Raw genomic sequence first — 17,306 nt, 5'->3', positions numbered from 1 at the left:
TGAAATGTTAATGCTTTAGAGCTACACCGAGCTGATGTCCGAAGTTCCCCTCGCCGCCACGCCGACCACCGCATCCCCCCTGATCAAGGCGATGGCGATGATGATCGGCTCAACGCTGTGCTTTACCGCCATGCATGCCTTGGTCGCCAAGGTGTCGCAAGGCCTGCCACCCATCGAAGTGGCGTTTTTCCGCAACCTGTTTGGCTTCGTGGTCCTGTTCCCGGCCATCGTCAGCAGCCGCTTCCAGGCCTTCAGGACCACAAAGATTCACCTGCATGCCATCCGCGGGGCGCTGAACAGCACATCGATGATGATGTTCTTCACCGCCCTGGCAATTACGCCGCTGGCTGAAGCCACGGCATTGTCCTACACGGCGCCGCTGTTCATGACCATCGGCGCCGTGCTGGTACTGCGCGAGAAGCTGCATGCCCGCCGCATTGCCGCTCTGGCGATCGGCTTCCTCGGCGCCCTGGTCGTGCTGCGCCCCGGCGTCGTGCCGATCGGACTAGGCCCCCTGCTGGTCATTGGCTCGACCGTGCTCTGGGCCGGATCGATGATCGACATCAAGATCCTGGCCCGTACCGATTCCAGCCTGACCATTGCCACCTACATGGTGGTCTTCCTCATACCGATCACTTTCGTGGCCGCGCTGTTTGTCTGGCAGTGGCCGACCTGGGAACAACTGCTCCTGCTGTTCATCCTGGGCGCCTGCGGCTCGGCCGGCCATATGCTGTTCACCGAGGCCTTCAAGCATGGGGACACGACCATGCTTATGCCTCTCGATTTCACCAAGCTGATCTGGGCCGCCATGCTCGGCTTCTTCTTCTTCGGCCAGGTGCCCGATCTCTGGACCTGGATCGGCGGCTCAGTGATTTTCGCCTGCGCCACCTATATTACCTATCGCGAGCACCAACTCGCCCGCCGGGCTGCCCGGGAAGCGGCCACCACTCCCCCGGCGGAAACTGTCCTGCCGCGAAGTTAGGCACAATATTCCTTAATTCCCGACACAACGCTTTGTAGCCCCGAGGCTATTTACAAGTACGGTCGAATCCCGTTTGATTTGCGCCGCGTCCGGAATACCGGCGCCAGGGAGCAAAAATCAAACAGCGTCTGGGATAATGACCGACGATTACATTCTCGCGACTTCAGGTCTGACCAAGGAATTCGCCGGCTTCATTGCGGTGAAGGACGTCAACCTGAATGTAAAACGCCACACCATCCATGCGCTGATCGGTCCGAACGGGGCCGGCAAGACGACGTTTTTCAACCTTCTGACCAAGTTCCTGAGCCCGAGCCGCGGGACGATCACCTATAACGGGCGAGATATCACTAGCCAGAAGCCGGCAGATATCGCGCGCAGCGGGATGGTGCGGTCGTTCCAGATCTCGGCGGTGTTTCCGCATCTGAGCCTGCTGGAAAACGTGCGCGTGGCACTGCAGCGTCCGCTGGGGACGAGCTTCCATTTCTGGAAGTCGGAAAGCAGCCTGAACGCGCTGAACGACCGCGCGGAAGAACTGCTGGAAGCTGTCGGTCTGATCGAGTATCGCAAGCACACCGCTGTCGAACTGCCCTACGGGCGCAAGCGGGCTCTGGAAATCGCCACGACGCTGGCGCTCGAGCCAGAGATGATGCTGCTGGACGAACCGATGGCCGGCATGGGCCACGAGGATATCAACAAGATTTCCGACCTGATCAAGAAAGTGGCGCAGAACCGTACGGTTCTGATGGTCGAGCACAATCTCAGTGTCGTCGCCAGGCTCAGCGACACCATCACGGTGCTGCGCCGGGGCGAGATCTTGGCAGAAGGCAACTACGACACCGTGTCGAAGAACCCGGAAGTGATCGAGGCGTATATGGGGACCGGCCATGCATAACGGTAAGGCAGAGCTGGCAGTATCCGGTCTGAACGCTTGGTACGGCGAGAGCCATATCCTGCATGGCATGCAGTTCGAGGTGAACAAGGGCGAGGTCGTGACCCTGCTGGGCCGCAATGGCGCCGGCAAGACCACGACCATGAAGGCCGTGATGGGGATGATCCCGGCGCGCAAGGGCTCGGTAAGCTTCGAGGGGCAGGAACTGATCCAGCTGCCGTCGAACAAGATCGCCAAGCTCGGGCTGGCCTTCTGTCCGGAAGAGCGCGGCATCTTCTCGAGCCTGAACGTCTACGAGAACCTGACGCTGCCGCCGGTGGTCAAGGCTGGCGGCATGAGCCTGGAGGAGATTTACCAGATCTTCCCCAACCTCAAGGAACGGCTGAAAAGCCAGGGCACCAAGCTCAGTGGCGGCGAGCAGCAGATGCTGGCGATCGGCCGCATCCTGCGCACCGGCGCGAATCTGTTGCTGCTGGACGAGCCGACCGAAGGTCTGGCGCCCGTCATCGTGCAGCAGATCGGCGCGATGATCCGTCTGCTGAAATCCAAGGGCTACACGATTTTGCTGGTCGAGCAGAACTTCCGCTTCGCCAGCACGGTGGCCGACCGCCACTACGTCGTCGAACACGGCAAGGTCATCGACATGATCCCGAACGACCAGGTCGCAACATCAACCAAGAAGCTTGAAACATATCTCGGTGTTTAACAGGCAGGTTTAACCAAGGAGGAAACGATGCGTTTAAAGACTTTGGCTGTTTCTGCGGCAGCTTTGCTCGCCGCCGGCAGTGCCAACGCCCAGTTTAGCGATGGCGTCATCAAGATCGGCGTGCTGAACGACCAGTCGGGCCTCTATGCCGATCTGTCGGGTCAGGGTTCGGTCTGGGCCGCCCGCAAGGCGGTGGAAGATTTCGGTGCCGCCGCCAAGGGCCTGAAGGTCGAGGTGGTCTTCGCCGATCACCAGAACAAGCCTGATATCGGCTCGAACATCGTCCGCCAGTGGTATGATGTCGACAAGGTCGATGTTGTCGCCGACGTTCCCACCTCCTCGGTGGCGCTCGCCGTCAACCAGATCAGCCGCGAGAAGAACAAGGTCTTCCTCGGTTCGGGCCCGGCAACGTCTGATCTGACCGGCAAGGTCTGCTCGCCCAACACCGTGCACTGGACCTATGACACCTGGGCTCTGGCCAACGGCACCGGCAAGGCGCTGGTGAAGACCGGCGGCGACAGCTGGTTCTTCCTCACCGCCGACTATGCCTTCGGCCATGCGCTGGAGCGCGATACCAGCGAGTTGGTGAAGAACACTGGCGGCAAAGTGCTTGGCGCCGTGCGTCATCCCTTCCCGGGCACCGACTTCTCGTCCTTCCTGCTGCAGGCGCAGGCATCGAAGGCGAAGGTCATCGGCCTGGCCAATGCCGGCGGCGATACCATCAACTCGATCAAGCAGGCGGCTGAATTCGGCATCACCGAAGGCGGTCAGAAGCTGGCGGCAATGCTGATGTTCATCACCGACGTTCATGCGCTGGGTCTGAAGACCGCTCAGGGCCTGACCTTCACCGAAGCCTGGTACTGGGATCTGAACGACTCCAACCGCGCCTTCGCCAAGGAATTCGCCGCCGCCAACAAGGGGCTCTACCCCTCGATGGTGCAGGCCGGTGTGTATTCCTCGGTGTTCCATTACCTGAAGGCCGTGGAAGCGCTGAAGAGCGATGCCGATGGTGTCAAGGTTGTGGAGAAGATGAAGGAACTGCCGACCGACGATAAACTGTTCGGCAAGGGCAGCATCCGTGTCGACGGCCGCCACGTCCATCCGATGTATCTCTTTGAAGCCAAGAAGCCGTCGGAGTCGAAGGGTCCGTGGGATTACGTGCATCTGCGCGCCACGATCCCCGCCGAAGAAGCCTTCCGTCCGCTTAAGGACGGCGGCTGCGAGCTGGTAAAGAGCTAAGTCTGCTAGCGGCGCCGGTAGCATCGACTACCGGCGCCGTACTTTTTCTCCCGGGGGACTTTCGATGTTCGAGTTGTTGGGCATTGCGCCGCAAATGCTGTTCGGCCAGCTGCTGCTGGGCCTGATCAATGGCGCCTTCTACGCCATGATGAGCCTGGGCCTGGCCGTGATCTTCGGCCTGCTCAACGTGATCAATTTCACCCACGGCGCCCAGTATATGATGGGCGCCTTCGTGGCCTGGATGCTGCTCAACTGGCTTGGCATTCCCTACTGGGGTGCGCTGGTCCTGGCGCCGGTGATCGTCGCCGCCAGCGGCATCCTGCTGGAAAAGCTGTTCCTGAAGCGCCTATATCACCTAGACCATCTGTATGGCCTGCTGCTGACCTTCGGCCTCGCCCTGATGATCGAGGGCTTTTTCCGCAAGCAGTTCGGCTCAAGCGGCCTGCCTTACGCCAACCCGCTGCCCGGCGGCATGCGGCTCGACTTCATGTTCCTGCCCAACTACCGCGCCTGGGTCGTGGTGGCGTCTCTCGTGATCTGCTTCGGCACCTGGTTCATGATCGAGCGCACCAAGCTGGGCTCCTACCTGCGCGCCGCCACCGAGCGTCCCGACTTGGTCCAGGCCTTCGGCATCAACGTGCCGCGCATGATCACGCTCACCTACGGTTTCGGCGTCGGTCTGGCCGCCCTGGCTGGCGTGCTGGCCGCGCCGGCCTATAACGTCAGCCCGGTGATGGGGTCCAACCTCATCATCATCGTCTTCGCCGTGGTCGTCATCGGCGGCATGGGCTCCATCTTGGGCGCCATTATCACCGGCTTCGCGCTCGGCATCATCGAGGGCCTGACCAAGGTCTTCTACCCCGAAGCCTCCAACACCGTGATCTTCATCATCATGGCCATCGTGCTGATGGTGAAGCCCGCCGGCCTGTTCGGCACCCAGAAGTAAGGGACCAGCCATGACTGCTGCCGCATCCGTCGCCCCCACTACCGCCAAGCCCGGCACCGCCCGCAAGAACCGCGACCTCGCGATCTTCGCCGGCTTCATCGCGCTCGCCCTGGTCGCTCCGGCCATGGTCTACCCGGTCTTCCTGATGAAGGTGCTGTGCTTTGCGCTCTTCGCGCTCGCCTTCAACCTGCTCATCGGCTATGTCGGCCTGCTGTCGTTCGGGCACGCCATGTTCTTCGGCTTCGCCGCCTATATCAGCGGCCATACCGTCAAGACGCTGGGCTGGTCGCCAGAACTCGGCATTCTGGCCGCCACCGCCTGTGCCGCTATCCTCGGCCTGGTCACCGGGCTGCTCGCCATTCGCCGCCAGGGCATTTATTTCGCCATGGTGACGCTAGCCCTCTCGCAGATGGTGTTCTTCTACTGCGTGCAGGCCAAGTTCACCGGCGGCGAAGACGGCATCCAGGCCATTCCGCGCCGCGCCCTCTTTGGCCTGATCGACACCAAGAACGACCTCGCCTTCTACTATATCGTGCTGGCGATCTTCGCCTTCGGTTTCCTGGTGATCTGGCGCACCATCCATTCGCCGTTTGGCCAGGTGCTGAAAGCCATCCGCGAGAACGAGCCGCGTGCCATCTCGCTGGGCTATCGCGTCGATCATTACAAGCTGGTCGCCTTCGTGCTCTCGGCCGCCCTCGCCGGCCTTGCCGGTGCGACCAAAGCGCTGGTCTTCCAGCTCGCTTCACTCACCGACGTCACCTGGCAGATGTCGGGTGAGGTCGTGCTGATGACGCTGGTCGGCGGCATGGGCACCGTCTTCGGGCCGATCGTTGGCGCCGGCATCATCATCACCATGCAGAACTATCTCGCCGGCTTCGGCGAGTGGGTGCTGGTCATCCAGGGCTTCATCTTCGTCGTCGTCGTGCTGGCCTTCCGCAAAGGCATCGTCGGTGAAATCGCAGCCTGGTGGCAGCGCCGCGAGGATCGCGCCTGATCGCAAAGCGCAGCTGAATCGAAAAGGCCCGGGTTTCCCCGGGCCTTTTTCTTTCTGCGGGTCTGTTCAACCCTGCTTGAGGATCAGCCGCAGATACTGGCCGTAGGCATTCTTGCCATAAGCCGCCGCGATCTTTTCCACCTGGGCGGCATCGATATAGCCCTGCCGCCAAGCGATCTCTTCGGGTGCGGCGATCTTCAGGCCCTGGCGTTTTTCCACTGTGGCGATGAAATTGCCGGCATCCAGCAGGCTGTCGGGCGTACCGGTATCCAGCCATGCAAAACCGCGGCCGAACAGCTCGACGCTCAGATCCCCACGCTGCAAGTAGACATTGTTGAGATCGGTGATCTCCAGCTCGCCGCGCTTCGACGGCTTGAGATCGGCCGCGATATCGCAGACCGTGCGGTCGTAGAAATACAACCCCGTCACCGCCCAGTTGCTGGGCGCCGGATCGGGCTTTTCGATGATGGCTTTCACGCTTTTATCGGCGCCGAGTTCCAGGACGCCGTAGCGTTCCGGATCGGCAACCCAGTAGCCGAACACGGTGGCGCCGGTCTCGCGTTCAGCAGCCCGCTGCAGGATGGCGCCGAAGCCTTCGCCGTAGAAGATATTGTCGCCCAGCACCAGGGCGCAGCGGTCGCCGGCGATGAAATCGCGGCCGATGATGAAGGCCTGCGAGATGCCCTTGGGTTCGGGCTGCACGGCATAGGAGATCGACAGGCCCCACTGGCTGCCATCATGCAGCAGGCTGCTGAAGGCTTCGGCGTCGCGCGGCGTGGTGATCACCAGGATATCGCGAATGCCAGCCAGCATCAGGGTGCTGAGCGGGTAGTAGATCATCGGCTTGTCATAGACCGGCAGCAGCTGTTTGCTGGTCACCGTGGTTGCCGGATGCAGCCGGCTGCCGGTGCCGCCGGCGAGAATGATGCCCTTCATGCCTTCGCTCCCGCCTTGTCCGATCCCAGGCCGATACGGCCGCGGTCATAGGCCTGGCCGGCATTGCGGCACCAGGCCAAATTGTCGAGATACCACTGCACCGTCGCCGTCAGGCCTGCCTGCAGGTCATAAGACGGTTTCCAGCCCAGCTCGCGCTCGGCCTTGCTCGGATCGATGGCATAGCGCGCATCATGGCCCGGCCGGTCGGTGACATAGGTGATCAGCGAGGCGTAGCCCTTGCGATCCTGCCGCGGCACCAGCGTGTCGAGGATGGCACAGAGCCGGTTGACCAGGTCGATGTTGCGCTGCTCGCCCTTGGCGCCGACCAGATAGGTCTCGCCCGGGCGGCCTTTTTCCACGGCCAGTTGCAGGGCGGCAGCATGGTCCTCGGCATGGATCCAGTCGCGCACCTGCTGGCCCTTGCCATAGATCGGCAGCGGCTTGCCTTCCAGAGCATTCAGCACGGTGAGCGGGATCAGTTTTTCCGGGAATTGATACGGGCCGTAATTGTTGCCGCAATTGGTGATCAGGATCGGCAGGCCATAGGTGCGGCCGAAGGCGCGCACCAGATGGTCAGCGGCCGCCTTGCTCGCCGCATAAGGCGAGTTCGGCTGGTAGGGGCTGTGTTCGTCGAACAGGCCGGTTTCGCCCAGCTCGCCATAGACCTCGTCGGTGGACACCTGCAGGTGACGGAACTGGTGCTTCGCCGTACCGTCCAGTCCACGCCAGTGTTCCAGCCCGGCTTCCAGCAGCACCAGGCTGCCGGTCACATTGGTTTCGATAAACGGCGCCGGACTGTCGATCGAACGGTCGACATGGCTTTCGGCCGCCAGGTGATAAACCGCCTGCGGCTTTACCTCGGCGTAGATGCGCCGGATCGCCGCGCGATCGCAGATATCGACTTGCTCGAAACGGTGCAGGTCCGGATGCGGCAGGCCCGTCAGATTGTCCGGGTTGCCGGCATAGGTCAGCTTGTCGATGGTGACGACAGGACGCTTCTGGGCGTTCAGGCGGCGGACAAGGGCGGAGCCGATAAACCCGGCGCCGCCGGTAACGATCACGGTCATGACAGGTCTCCCTGTGGAAATGTATACCGGAGCCCCTTCCGGGCTGAAAGACTTGGCCGGAATACCTGACAGTTTCTGACCTGCGGGTTGGCGACAGGCGGCAGACGCACCATATTGGCAGCCATGAGCCAGACCTCCAGCACCCCGTCCCAGAGCATGGAACGCGAAATCGAGGATCCGGACCGTTTCGCCGATGCGAACTTCCCGGATTTCGTGCCGCACCGGCCGCCGCGCCCCGACAAGAGCGAGGGCGGCATTGCCTATGACCTGCAGGCCCCCTACGAGCCCAAAGGCGACCAGCCGACCGCCATCGCGGAACTGACCGACGGCATCCTGAAGGATGAACGCGACCAGGTACTGCTTGGCGTCACCGGTTCGGGCAAGACCTTCACCATGGCGCAGATCATTGCCCGCACCGGCCGGCCGGCCCTGATCCTGGCGCCGAACAAGACATTAGCCGCACAGCTTTATGGCGAGATGAAGGCCTTCTTCCCCAACAACGCGGTGGAATACTTCGTTTCCTATTACGACTATTACCAGCCGGAAGCCTATGTCGCCCGCAGCGACACCTATATCGAAAAGGATTCTTCCGTAAACGAGCAGATCGACCGCATGCGCCACTCGGCCACGCGCGCCCTGCTCGAGCGGGACGACGTCATCATCGTGGCCTCGGTCTCCTGCATCTACGGTATCGGCTCGGTCGAAACCTATTCGGAGATGACGCTGAACCTGAAGGCCGGCGACCGTCTCGATCGCGATACGCTGCTGCGCCGTCTGGTCGACCTGCAGTATCGGCGCAACGACACCGCTTTTGCCCGTGGTGCCTTCCGCGTGCGGGGCGATGGCGTGGAGATCTTCCCGTCCCATATGGAGGACCGTGCCTGGCGTCTGTCGTTGTTCGGCGACGAACTGGAAAGCATCGTCGAGTTCGATCCGCTGACCGGCCACAAGACCGGCAGCATGGACGCCGTGAAACTCTACGCCAACAGCCACTATGTGACGCCGAAGCCGACGCTCAATCAGGCCATCGAGCAGATCAAGATCGACCTGCGCCTGCGGCTGGACCAGCTCAATAAAATGGGCCGCCTGGTGGAAGCGCAGCGGCTGGAGCAGCGCACCAGCTTCGACCTGGAAATGATGGTGGCCACCGGCGCCTGCGCCGGCATCGAAAACTATTCCCGCTACCTCACCGGCCGCGGCCCCGGCGCGCCGCCGCCCACGCTGTTCGAATACCTGCCCGACAACGCCCTGCTGTTCGTCGACGAAAGCCATGTCACCGTGCCGCAGATCGGCGGCATGTTCCGCGGCGACTTCCGGCGCAAGGCAACACTGGCCGAATACGGCTTCCGCCTGCCCTCCTGCATCGACAACCGGCCGCTGCGTTTCCGCGAATGGGAACAGTTGCGGCCCCAGAGCGTATTCGTCTCGGCCACACCGGGCAAATGGGAGATGGAACGCACTGGCGGCGCCTTCTCCGAGCAGGTGATCCGCCCCACCGGCCTGATCGATCCGGTGACCGAAATCCGCCCCGTCGAGCATCAGGTCGATGACCTGCTGGCCGAATGCAAGGAGATGGTTCGCAAAGGCCATCGCGTGCTGGTCACCACCCTGACCAAACGCATGTCGGAAGACCTGACCGAATACATGACCGAAGTCGGCCTGAAGGTGCGCTACCTGCATTCGGACATCGAAACGCTGGAGCGTATCGAAATCCTGCGCGACCTGCGGCTCGGCGTCTTCGATATCCTGATCGGCATCAACCTGCTGCGCGAGGGCCTGGATATTCCCGAATGCGCCTTGGTCGCTATCCTGGATGCCGACAAGGAAGGCTTCCTGCGCTCGGAAACCTCACTGGTGCAGACCATCGGCCGCGCCGCCCGCAACGTCGAGGGCCGCGCCATCCTCTATGCCGACAAGATCACCAACAGCATGAAGCGCGCGCTGGACGAGACCGCCCGGCGCCGCGCCAAGCAGCAGGCCTATAACGAAGCCAATGGCATCACCCCGGAAAGCATCCGCAAGCAGATCGGCGATATCCTGCAGTCGGTCTACGAACAGGACCACTTCACTGTCGATGCCGGTGACGCGGCCGGCGGCCATCTGGTGGGCAACAACCTGAAGGCCCATCTGGCTGAACTGGAAAAGCGCATGCAGGATGCGGCCGGCAACCTGGAATTCGAGGAAGCCGCCCGCCTGCGCGACGAAATCAAGCGGCTGGAAATGAACGAGCTGGAAATCGGCATCCTGAACCGCAAGCCGCTCGGCCTGTCCGAGGAAGCCGCTGCCGCGCCACGCCCTGCCGGTCGCTCGACGGCCGGCCGCGCCGGCTCGCGGCGCGCCTATCGCGGCAGCAAACGCTGATGGCCGCCGTTTCCCCTCTGGCGCCCACCGCGCTGGTCACCGGCGCCGGCCGCCGCATCGGCCGGGCTATCGCCCTGTATCTGGCCGGGCGCGGCTATCACCTTGCCGTTCACTGCAACGCCTCGCGCGACGAAGCCGAAACGCTGGTTGCCGAGATAATGCGGTCCGGTAGCAAGGCTGCCGTCGTGCAGGCCGATCTGGCAGACCATCAGGCGGTTGCCGGTCTGACAGACCAGGCGGCCATGGCCCTGGGTCCGCTGTCGCTGCTGGTCAACAATGCCTCGGTCTTCGATTACGACCATGTCGAGACGGCCACGGAAGCCGGCTGGGACAGCCATCTCGATATCAACCTGAAAGCCCCTTTCTTCCTGGCGCAGGCCTTCGCCCGCCAGCTGCCGGATGGCGTTGCCGGGAATATCGTCAATCTGGTCGATATGCGGGTCTGGCGCCTGACGCCGCACTTTGCCTCCTACACCGTCTCCAAGGCCGGTCTGTGGAGCCTGACCCAGACCCTGGCCATGGCCCTGGCTCCCCGAATCCGGGTCAATGCCATCGGTCCGGGCCCGGTGCTGCCCAGTCCGCGCCAGTCGGATGCGCAGTTCCGCAAGCAATGGGACGCCACGCCGCTGAAACGGGGTGCCGAACCGGGCGAGATTGCCGCAGCCGTCGGATTCCTGCTTGACGCCCCGGCCGTCACGGGCCAGATGATCGCCTTGGATGGCGGCCAGCATCTGCCTTGGCAACAGGGCGGGGCGCCGCTCACAGGAAGTCCCGGCGAGCCGGAGGAATGAGATGACGATCCATGCTCGTGCCCGGGCTGCCTGGGCCGAAATCCCGGTCCCCGCGATTGCCGAAGCCAGCCAGCCGGCGCGACGCGTCTTCGTCCGTGATCTGCTGCTGGACGCCCTGATCGGGATTTACCCGGAAGAACGGACCAAGCCTCAGAAACTGTTGGTCAATCTCGAGCTGTGGGTGGCCGAGACCCCGGGCGAGCCGCCGCGCTCCTACGCCGAGGTCGTCTGCTACGAGCAGCTGGTCAAGCGCACCAAGGCATTGCTGGCCGAGGGCCATGTCGATCTTGTCGAAACCCTGGCCGAGCGGCTGGCGGCGATCTGCCTGGAAGACGAGCGGGTCTTTCGCACACGCGTGAGGGTGGAAAAGCCTGACGCCATTACGGAAGCCGCCGGTGTCGGCGTCGAGATCGAACGCCGCCGTGCCTGACGCAAAATAAACTGCGCATAACAGACTGGTGTTAGAGCTTGACTCTGCGCGGCATTTCATATCCCAGGCTGTCTTATACACAGGCCCTTTGGGGTTATTACTGACGGATCGGTCAGCCTCCTGCGATTCGGGTTGCATGTGGATAACTGACAATAGATACGGCACTACAATAATTTAGGGGAGATGCCTGCAACGCCTTCCCAACGGCACTGGTGCATTGGTATCGCGGGAATTGAAAAACCAGGCAACTTTCCCCACAAATTTATCCACAGGCTTGGGACGATTTCGTCAACGCTGTGTAATCATTGGGTTTTTGGCATTATGGTAACGGGTATGACTGAGCCAGAGCCCGTGTCCCCGCCGCAACCGGAGGCTTTGCTGCCGGCAGAGATCGGCGCCACAGTGATCGCGCGGCATCTGCCGCTGCTGCCGACCGGGCCCGGCATTTACCGCATGCTGGATGCCAGGGGCGAGGTCCTCTACGTCGGCAAGGCACGCTCGCTCAAGAAGCGTGTTGCCAACTATACCAAGCTGCCGACCCTCAGCATCCGTATCCAGCGCATGGTCCGGCAGGTCCATGCCGTCGAGGTGACCAGCACCCATACCGAGGCCGAAGCCCTGCTGCTTGAGGCCAATATGGTCAAACAGCTGCAGCCCCCCTTCAATGTGCTGCTGAAGGACGACAAATCCTTCCCATATATTCTGGTCGCCCGCGACCATCCCTATCCGAGCATCAACAAGCATCGGGGATCGCGCGATATCAAAGGCGACTATTTCGGCCCCTTTGCCTCCACCGGCGCCGTCCATGTCACCCTGAACGCCATTTCGCGCGCCTTTCCGCTGCGCAGTTGCACCGACAGCGAGTTCGCCGGTCGCACCCGCCCCTGCCTGCAGTACCAGATCAAACGCTGCACCGCGCCCTGCGTGAACCGCATCAGCGAGGTGGATTACGGCGCCATCGTGAACGAAGCCCGTGATTTCCTTGGCGGCCGGAACCGCAACATCCTGGACAAATGGCAGGCCCGCATGCAGCAGGCCGCCGACGAGCGGGATTACGAGACCGCTGCCGAACTGCGCGACCGCATCCGTGCCCTGGCCCATATCAGCCAAAAGCAGGATATCAATCTCGTCGATGTCGAGAATGCCGATGTGATCGCCGTGCATGCCGAGGGCGGCTTGGTTTGCATCCAGATCTTCTTCTTCCGTGCCGGTCAGAATTTCGGCAACCGCGCCTATTTCCCCGCCCATACCCGCGATGTGGAAATCAGCGAGGTGCTGGACGCCTTCATCGGGCAGTTCTATGCCCAGCGCGACGCGCCCCGCCTGATCCTGCTCAGCGACCCGGTCGAGAACGCCCCGCTCATCGAGGAAGCCCTGAGCCAGCATAGCGGCCACAAGGTCGAGCTGCTGGTCCCGCAGCGCGGCACCAAGCGCGACCTGGTGCAGGGCGCCATCACCAATGCCCGCGATGCGCTGCACCGACGCCTGGCCGAGGCCGCGTCGCAGCAGAAGCTGCTGGCTGGCGTCGCCGAGCTGTTCGGACTGGATGCTCCGCCGCAGCGAATCGAGGTTTACGACAACAGCCACATCATGGGCCGTCATGCGGTCGGCGCCATGATCGTCGCTGGCCCCGAAGGCATGCGCAAGAATGCCTACCGCAAGTTCAACATCAAGGGCGAAGAGATCGAGCCGGGCGACGACTATGCGATGATGAAGGAAGTGCTCGGCCGTCGATTCAAACGCCTGCTAAAGGAAGACAGCGAAGAGGACAATGCCGCCGACTGGCCGGACTTGCTGCTGATCGACGGCGGCAAAGGTCAGTTGAGCGCCGTGATGCAGGTGATGGAGGAACTGGGCGTCTCTGACGTGCCGGTGGTCGGCATCGCCAAGGGACCGGATCGCAATGCCGGGCGCGAGCAGTTCTTCCTGCCCGGCCGCGACCCCTTCATGCTGGAGCCGCGCCATCCTGTGCTGTTTTTCCTTCAGCGCCTGCGCGACGAGGCGCATCGCTTTGCCATCGGCACCCATCGCGCCAAACGTGCCAAGGACCAGGTGAAATCCCCGCTGGACGAGATTGCCGGCATCGGGGCAGCGCGCAAGAAGGCGTTGCTCCTGCATTTCGGTTCGGCCAAAGCCGTTTCCCGGGCCGGCCTTGCCGATCTTGAAGCTGTGCCGGGCGTCAGCAAAGCCGTGGCCAAACGTGTCTACGATCACTTCCATGGTGCCTGACGCCGGGCCTGCGGCCGGGCCGGCACTGGCCCCGTTTGGCCACCCATGCGATACTGCGGCGTCATGCTGAACAGCCTGCCCAATATCCTGACCGTCTCGCGCATCCTGGCGATTCCGGCGATCTGCGCGGCCTTCTTCCTGCCCGGCGCCTGGAGCGCCTGGGTGCCCCTTGGCCTCTTCGCGGCTGCCGGCATCACCGACTGGTTCGACGGTTATCTGGCCCGCAAATGGGGCCAGATGTCAGACCTCGGCCGCTTCCTCGATCCGGTCGCCGACAAGCTGCTGGTCGCCGCCGTCATCATGATGCTGATCGCCTTCGATCGCATCGACCGCATTACATGCGTGGCCGCCGTGGTCATCATGTGCCGCGAGATCACTGTGACCGGCCTGCGCGAATTTCTTGCCGAACTGCGCGTGAAGGTGCCTGTCTCACGCCTGGCAAAATGGAAAACCACCGTGCAGCTCATCGCACTCGGATTCCTGATCGTCGGCGATCATGGACCTGACATTCTGCATGTACGCTTCACTGGTGAGGTCGGTCTGTGGATCGCTGCCGTGCTGACGCTCTATACCGGCTGGGATTACCTGCAGACCGGTCTGCGGCATATGGCGCTCGAACCCGATGAATCCAAAGGCTCGGACTGAGATGCGGGTCCTGTATTTTGCCCTGCTGCGTGAGCGGGTCGGTGTCGCAGAAGAAACCATCTCTCCACCCGACAGCGTGCGCACGGTCGCCGATCTGCTCGTCTGGCTGCGTGGACAAAGCGCTGGCCATGAAGCCGCGCTGTCCAACCCCGCCCTCGTGCGCGTTGCGGTGAACCAGGATTATGCCGGACCAGAGCAGGCCGTCGCGGCTGGCGACGAGATCGCCATCTTCCCGCCGGTAACCGGAGGCTGACGCCATGACGGTGCGGGTCCAGCGCGAGGATTTCGATACGGCCGCGGAACTGGAGCGCATGACCGCCGGGCGAACGCATATCGGCGCTGCCGTCACCTTCAGCGGCCTGGTCCGGGATTTCAGTCCAGCCGGCAGTGATGCCCCCGGTCCCCAGACCATGACCCTGGAGCACTATCCGGGCATGACCGAGCGGCAACTGGAGGCCATCGTCAGTGAAGCCGAGCAACGCTGGCCGCTGGACGGCTGTCTGGTCGTCCACCGGTATGGTGAACTCGCCCCTGGGGACCGGATAGTCCTGGTCATCACAACCTCCGCGCACCGCCAGGCCGCTTTTGAAGCCAGCGCCTTCCTGGTCGACTGGCTGAAAACCCGGGCTCCGTTCTGGAAACTGGAAGAAACCGGCGCCGGCCGCCGCTGGGTCGAGGCCAAGACAAGCGACGACGAGGCGGCCGCGCGCTGGCGCCGCTGACATACAGTCGTACTATTTTCCCCATGTGAAATTGCGGTTTACTGAGGCCCGCTCCTATGGCATGTCCTAGGCATACGGACGGCAACTTTACCGTTCCGCAGCGACCCGCATGCGTCATATGCTGGCAGTCGCGCAGGCGCTTTCACAGCTCAAGAGTTATTACCCGCTCATGTCTTCAACAGATCCGAATGTGCCAAAAACCGAAGTGATCGCTTCGGTGACTGCGGATCGCATTCGAAGCAAATCGCTGCGCAATCTGCTGAACTACTGGGAAGCCAAGGAGGGCTATCTGGGCCGGCTGCCGGCCCGAGCCGACCTGCAGCCCGACGAAATGGTGCCGTTCCTGCCCTTCGTTGCCCTGATCAATGTGCAGCACAGCGCCACTCCCCGTTTCCAGTTCCGTCTCGTCGGCACCGGCATTGTCGGGTCGATGGGCCGCGAGACCACCAACCGCACCGTTGACGAAACCCTGTTCGGGGCCAACGCCGTGGTGGTGGAAGCCTTCTTCAATATTCCGCTCGAAACCCACGGGCCGGCCTATGCCGCCGGCAAATATACTGTTGCGCCAAGCGGCCGCATGCTGGGCTTCGAGACGCTGCTGCTGCCGCTCTCTGGCGATGGCCAGGCGATCGACATGCTACTGGGTGGCCTGGTCGGCGAACGCATCCAGCGCGATGAACAGATCTGCGGGTTCCAGTACGATTATTATTGTCCGGTGTTGCAGACCGCCCGCTGATACCAGCAGCCCGCCCGAAAACGAAAACGGCCGCGTATCGCTACGCGGCCGTTCGTTGTTTCAGCGCAGCCAATCAGGCCGCAGCCTTGCCGCGCGTGGCGAGGTCGAATTCGCCCAGCAGAGTCTGGCAGATCTTGCCCGGCGTGAACTTGTAGGGCCCGATCTCGCTGACCGGTGTCACTTCAGCCGCCGTGCCGGTGAGGAAACACTCATCGAAGCCAGCCATTTCTTCCGGCTGGATGGGGCGCTCAATCACTTCGATCCCGCGGCCCTTAGCCATGGCGATCACCGCACGACGCGTGATGCCATCCAGGAAGCAGTCCGGCGTCGGCGTATGCAGTTTGCCGTCCTTGGCAAAGAAGACATTGGCCCCCGTCGCTTCAGCGACCTGACCACGCCAATCGAGCATCAGGGCATCCTGATAACCGTCGCGCTCGGCCTTATGCTTGGACAGGGTGCAGATCATATACAGGCCGGCCGCCTTCGCCTGGGTCGGCGCGGTGTTGGGGGCCGGGCGACGCCAGTCGCTGATCTGCAGACGCAGTCCCTTCATCTTGGCTTCCGGCGAGAAGTAGCTCGGCCACTCCCACACCGCGATGGCGACATGAATCTTGTTCTGCTGGGCGGCAACACCCATCATTTCAGAACCGCGCCAGGCGACCGGGCGTACATAGCAGTTCGGCATCTTGTTGGCGGCGATGGTCTCGCGGGTGGCGCGGTCAATCTCTTCGACCGAATAGGGCAGCGTGAAATCCATCAGCTTGGCCGAATCGATCAGGCGCTGGCTGTGCTCCGTCAGGTGAAACACATTGCCATCATAGGCCCGCTCGCCTTCGAAGACGCAGGACGCATAATGCAGGCCATGGCTGAGGACATGCAGCTTGGCGTCCCGGAACGGGATCAGCTTGCCGTCGAACCAGATCGAACCATCGCGATCATCATACGGAATAAGAGACATAGGACTGCTCCTTGGCGAAACCGGTGAGTATTATTATTACGCTGTTCTGGTCCCAAAAGTAACAATCTAAGCAAATTACGTCAACACTGCTGACATAATTTTCCTCCAGGTAGTTTAATCTACCCCCGCACGGCCACCTTGTGGCCAGCTATGTCTTTGCGCCATATAGAAGATCATGACTGATTTGAAATCGCTGGCCAACCCCTTGTTCCTGCGCGAAGACGAGCTTCGCCAGGCGGTGGAGCTGCTGTTCTACGCCTACCGGGATTTCACCCGCGGACCGGATGAAATTCTGGAACGCTATGGTTTCGGCCGCGCGCATCACCGCGCGTTGCATTTCATCAGCGGCAACCCGGGCATCACCGTGGCAGAGCTGCTGGCCATTCTGCGCATCACCAAACAGAGCCTGTCGCGGGTCCTCTCCGCCCTGATCGAAGGCGGCTTCGTCCGTCAACAGCAGGGTACGCGGGACCGCCGGCAGCGCCAGCTATTCCTGACCGATCAGGGCAAGCATCTGGAACGCCAGATCAGCACGGTTCAGCAGGCCAAGGTGGCCCAGGCCTATCGCGAGGCGGGCGCCGAAGCCGTAGCCGGCTATCGCAAGGTTCTGGCAGGCCTGATCGACGAGGCCGAGCGCGCCGGCATCCTGCGCGCCATCCAGCGTCGCTGACCGCT

Annotated in this window: 18 protein-coding genes; 15 read left to right on the top strand and 3 right to left on the bottom strand. The window is 62.4% G+C overall.

What is annotated here, in order from left to right; translation table 11 throughout:
- Positions 1-34 precede the first annotated feature (34 nt).
- The 6 genes from AC1ROB_RS10100 (at position 35) to AC1ROB_RS10075 (ending at position 5,756) form a co-directional block, all read left to right on the top strand.
- Positions 35-982 carry a DMT family transporter gene (locus tag AC1ROB_RS10100; protein ID WP_492971309.1) on the top strand — a complete coding sequence of 316 codons (948 nt, stop codon included), beginning with the start codon at positions 35-37 and terminating at the stop codon, positions 980-982.
- Between the two features lie 136 nt (positions 983-1,118).
- A complete protein-coding gene (locus AC1ROB_RS10095) occupies positions 1,119-1,874 on the top strand; it encodes an ABC transporter ATP-binding protein (protein ID WP_492971310.1) in 756 nt (251 codons plus the stop codon).
- Positions 1,867-2,577: an ABC transporter ATP-binding protein gene (locus AC1ROB_RS10090; RefSeq protein WP_492971311.1), complete on the top strand. Its 711-nt coding sequence runs from the start codon at positions 1,867-1,869 to the stop codon at positions 2,575-2,577. The genes AC1ROB_RS10095 and AC1ROB_RS10090 overlap by 8 nt, the downstream gene beginning before the upstream one ends.
- A gap of 27 nt (positions 2,578-2,604) precedes the next feature.
- On the top strand, positions 2,605-3,816 hold the full coding sequence (locus AC1ROB_RS10085; protein ID WP_492971312.1) for an ABC transporter substrate-binding protein: 1,212 nt from the start codon (positions 2,605-2,607) through the stop codon (positions 3,814-3,816).
- A 64-nt stretch (positions 3,817-3,880) separates the two neighbouring features.
- Entirely contained in the window at positions 3,881-4,762 is an 882-nt protein-coding gene (locus tag AC1ROB_RS10080) for a branched-chain amino acid ABC transporter permease (protein ID WP_492971313.1), read from the top strand.
- Positions 4,763-4,772: 10 nt separating this feature from the next.
- Positions 4,773-5,756, top strand: coding sequence for a branched-chain amino acid ABC transporter permease (locus AC1ROB_RS10075; protein WP_492971314.1), 984 nt, complete (start codon positions 4,773-4,775; stop codon positions 5,754-5,756).
- 66 nt (positions 5,757-5,822) lie between these two features.
- Here the strand turns inward: AC1ROB_RS10075 and rfbA are convergent, their stop codons facing one another.
- Positions 5,823-6,692 carry a glucose-1-phosphate thymidylyltransferase RfbA gene (rfbA, locus tag AC1ROB_RS10070; protein ID WP_492971315.1) on the bottom strand — a complete coding sequence of 290 codons (870 nt, stop codon included), beginning with the start codon at positions 6,690-6,692 and terminating at the stop codon, positions 5,823-5,825.
- The gene (gene rfbB / locus AC1ROB_RS10065) at positions 6,689-7,759 is read right to left on the bottom strand and encodes a dTDP-glucose 4,6-dehydratase (protein WP_492971316.1); all 1,071 of its coding nucleotides are present in this window, start codon (positions 7,757-7,759) and stop codon (positions 6,689-6,691) included. Before rfbB ends, rfbA begins: the two co-directional genes overlap by 4 nt.
- A 123-nt stretch (positions 7,760-7,882) precedes the next feature.
- Here rfbB and uvrB point away from each other — a divergent pair, with 123 nt between their 5' ends.
- The 8 genes from uvrB to AC1ROB_RS10025 all read left to right on the top strand — a co-directional run bounded on the left by uvrB (position 7,883) and on the right by AC1ROB_RS10025 (position 15,673).
- Positions 7,883-10,120 carry an excinuclease ABC subunit UvrB gene (uvrB, locus tag AC1ROB_RS10060; RefSeq protein ID WP_492971317.1) on the top strand — a complete coding sequence of 746 codons (2,238 nt, stop codon included), beginning with the start codon at positions 7,883-7,885 and terminating at the stop codon, positions 10,118-10,120.
- A complete protein-coding gene (locus AC1ROB_RS10055) occupies positions 10,120-10,911 on the top strand; it encodes an SDR family oxidoreductase (protein WP_492971318.1) in 792 nt (263 codons plus the stop codon). Before uvrB ends, AC1ROB_RS10055 begins: the two co-directional genes overlap by 1 nt.
- 1 nt (position 10,912) lies before the next feature.
- A complete protein-coding gene (gene folB, locus AC1ROB_RS10050) occupies positions 10,913-11,341 on the top strand; it encodes a dihydroneopterin aldolase (protein ID WP_492971319.1) in 429 nt (142 codons plus the stop codon).
- 333 nt (positions 11,342-11,674) lie between these two features.
- Entirely contained in the window at positions 11,675-13,570 is a 1,896-nt protein-coding gene (uvrC, locus tag AC1ROB_RS10045; RefSeq protein ID WP_492971320.1) for an excinuclease ABC subunit UvrC, read from the top strand.
- A gap of 63 nt (positions 13,571-13,633) precedes the next feature.
- Positions 13,634-14,215 carry a CDP-diacylglycerol--glycerol-3-phosphate 3-phosphatidyltransferase gene (gene pgsA / locus AC1ROB_RS10040; RefSeq protein ID WP_492971321.1) on the top strand — a complete coding sequence of 194 codons (582 nt, stop codon included), beginning with the start codon at positions 13,634-13,636 and terminating at the stop codon, positions 14,213-14,215.
- A gap of 1 nt (position 14,216) precedes the next feature.
- The gene (moaD, locus tag AC1ROB_RS10035; RefSeq protein ID WP_492971322.1) at positions 14,217-14,468 is read left to right on the top strand and encodes a molybdopterin converting factor subunit 1; all 252 of its coding nucleotides are present in this window, start codon (positions 14,217-14,219) and stop codon (positions 14,466-14,468) included.
- 4 nt (positions 14,469-14,472) lie between these two features.
- Positions 14,473-14,937: a molybdenum cofactor biosynthesis protein MoaE gene (locus AC1ROB_RS10030; protein ID WP_492971323.1), complete on the top strand. Its 465-nt coding sequence runs from the start codon at positions 14,473-14,475 to the stop codon at positions 14,935-14,937.
- A 109-nt stretch (positions 14,938-15,046) separates the two neighbouring features.
- Complete coding sequence (locus tag AC1ROB_RS10025; RefSeq protein WP_493031415.1) at positions 15,047-15,673, top strand: PAS domain-containing protein; 627 nt, start codon at positions 15,047-15,049, stop codon at positions 15,671-15,673.
- A 73-nt stretch (positions 15,674-15,746) separates the two neighbouring features.
- Here the strand turns inward: AC1ROB_RS10025 and AC1ROB_RS10020 are convergent, their stop codons facing one another.
- Entirely contained in the window at positions 15,747-16,631 is an 885-nt protein-coding gene (locus AC1ROB_RS10020; RefSeq protein ID WP_492971325.1) for a branched-chain amino acid aminotransferase, read from the bottom strand.
- 175 nt (positions 16,632-16,806) lie between these two features.
- On the opposite strand from AC1ROB_RS10020, the gene AC1ROB_RS10015 reads away from it, so the two are divergent.
- On the top strand, positions 16,807-17,301 hold the full coding sequence (locus AC1ROB_RS10015) for a MarR family winged helix-turn-helix transcriptional regulator (RefSeq protein WP_492971326.1): 495 nt from the start codon (positions 16,807-16,809) through the stop codon (positions 17,299-17,301).
- Positions 17,302-17,306 lie beyond the last annotated feature (5 nt).

The organism is Ferrovibrio sp. GW821-FHT12F09 (assembly GCF_058806775.1).
Note: the sequence above shows the minus strand (reverse complement) of the source record. Positions and strands in the feature narration are given on the sequence as shown.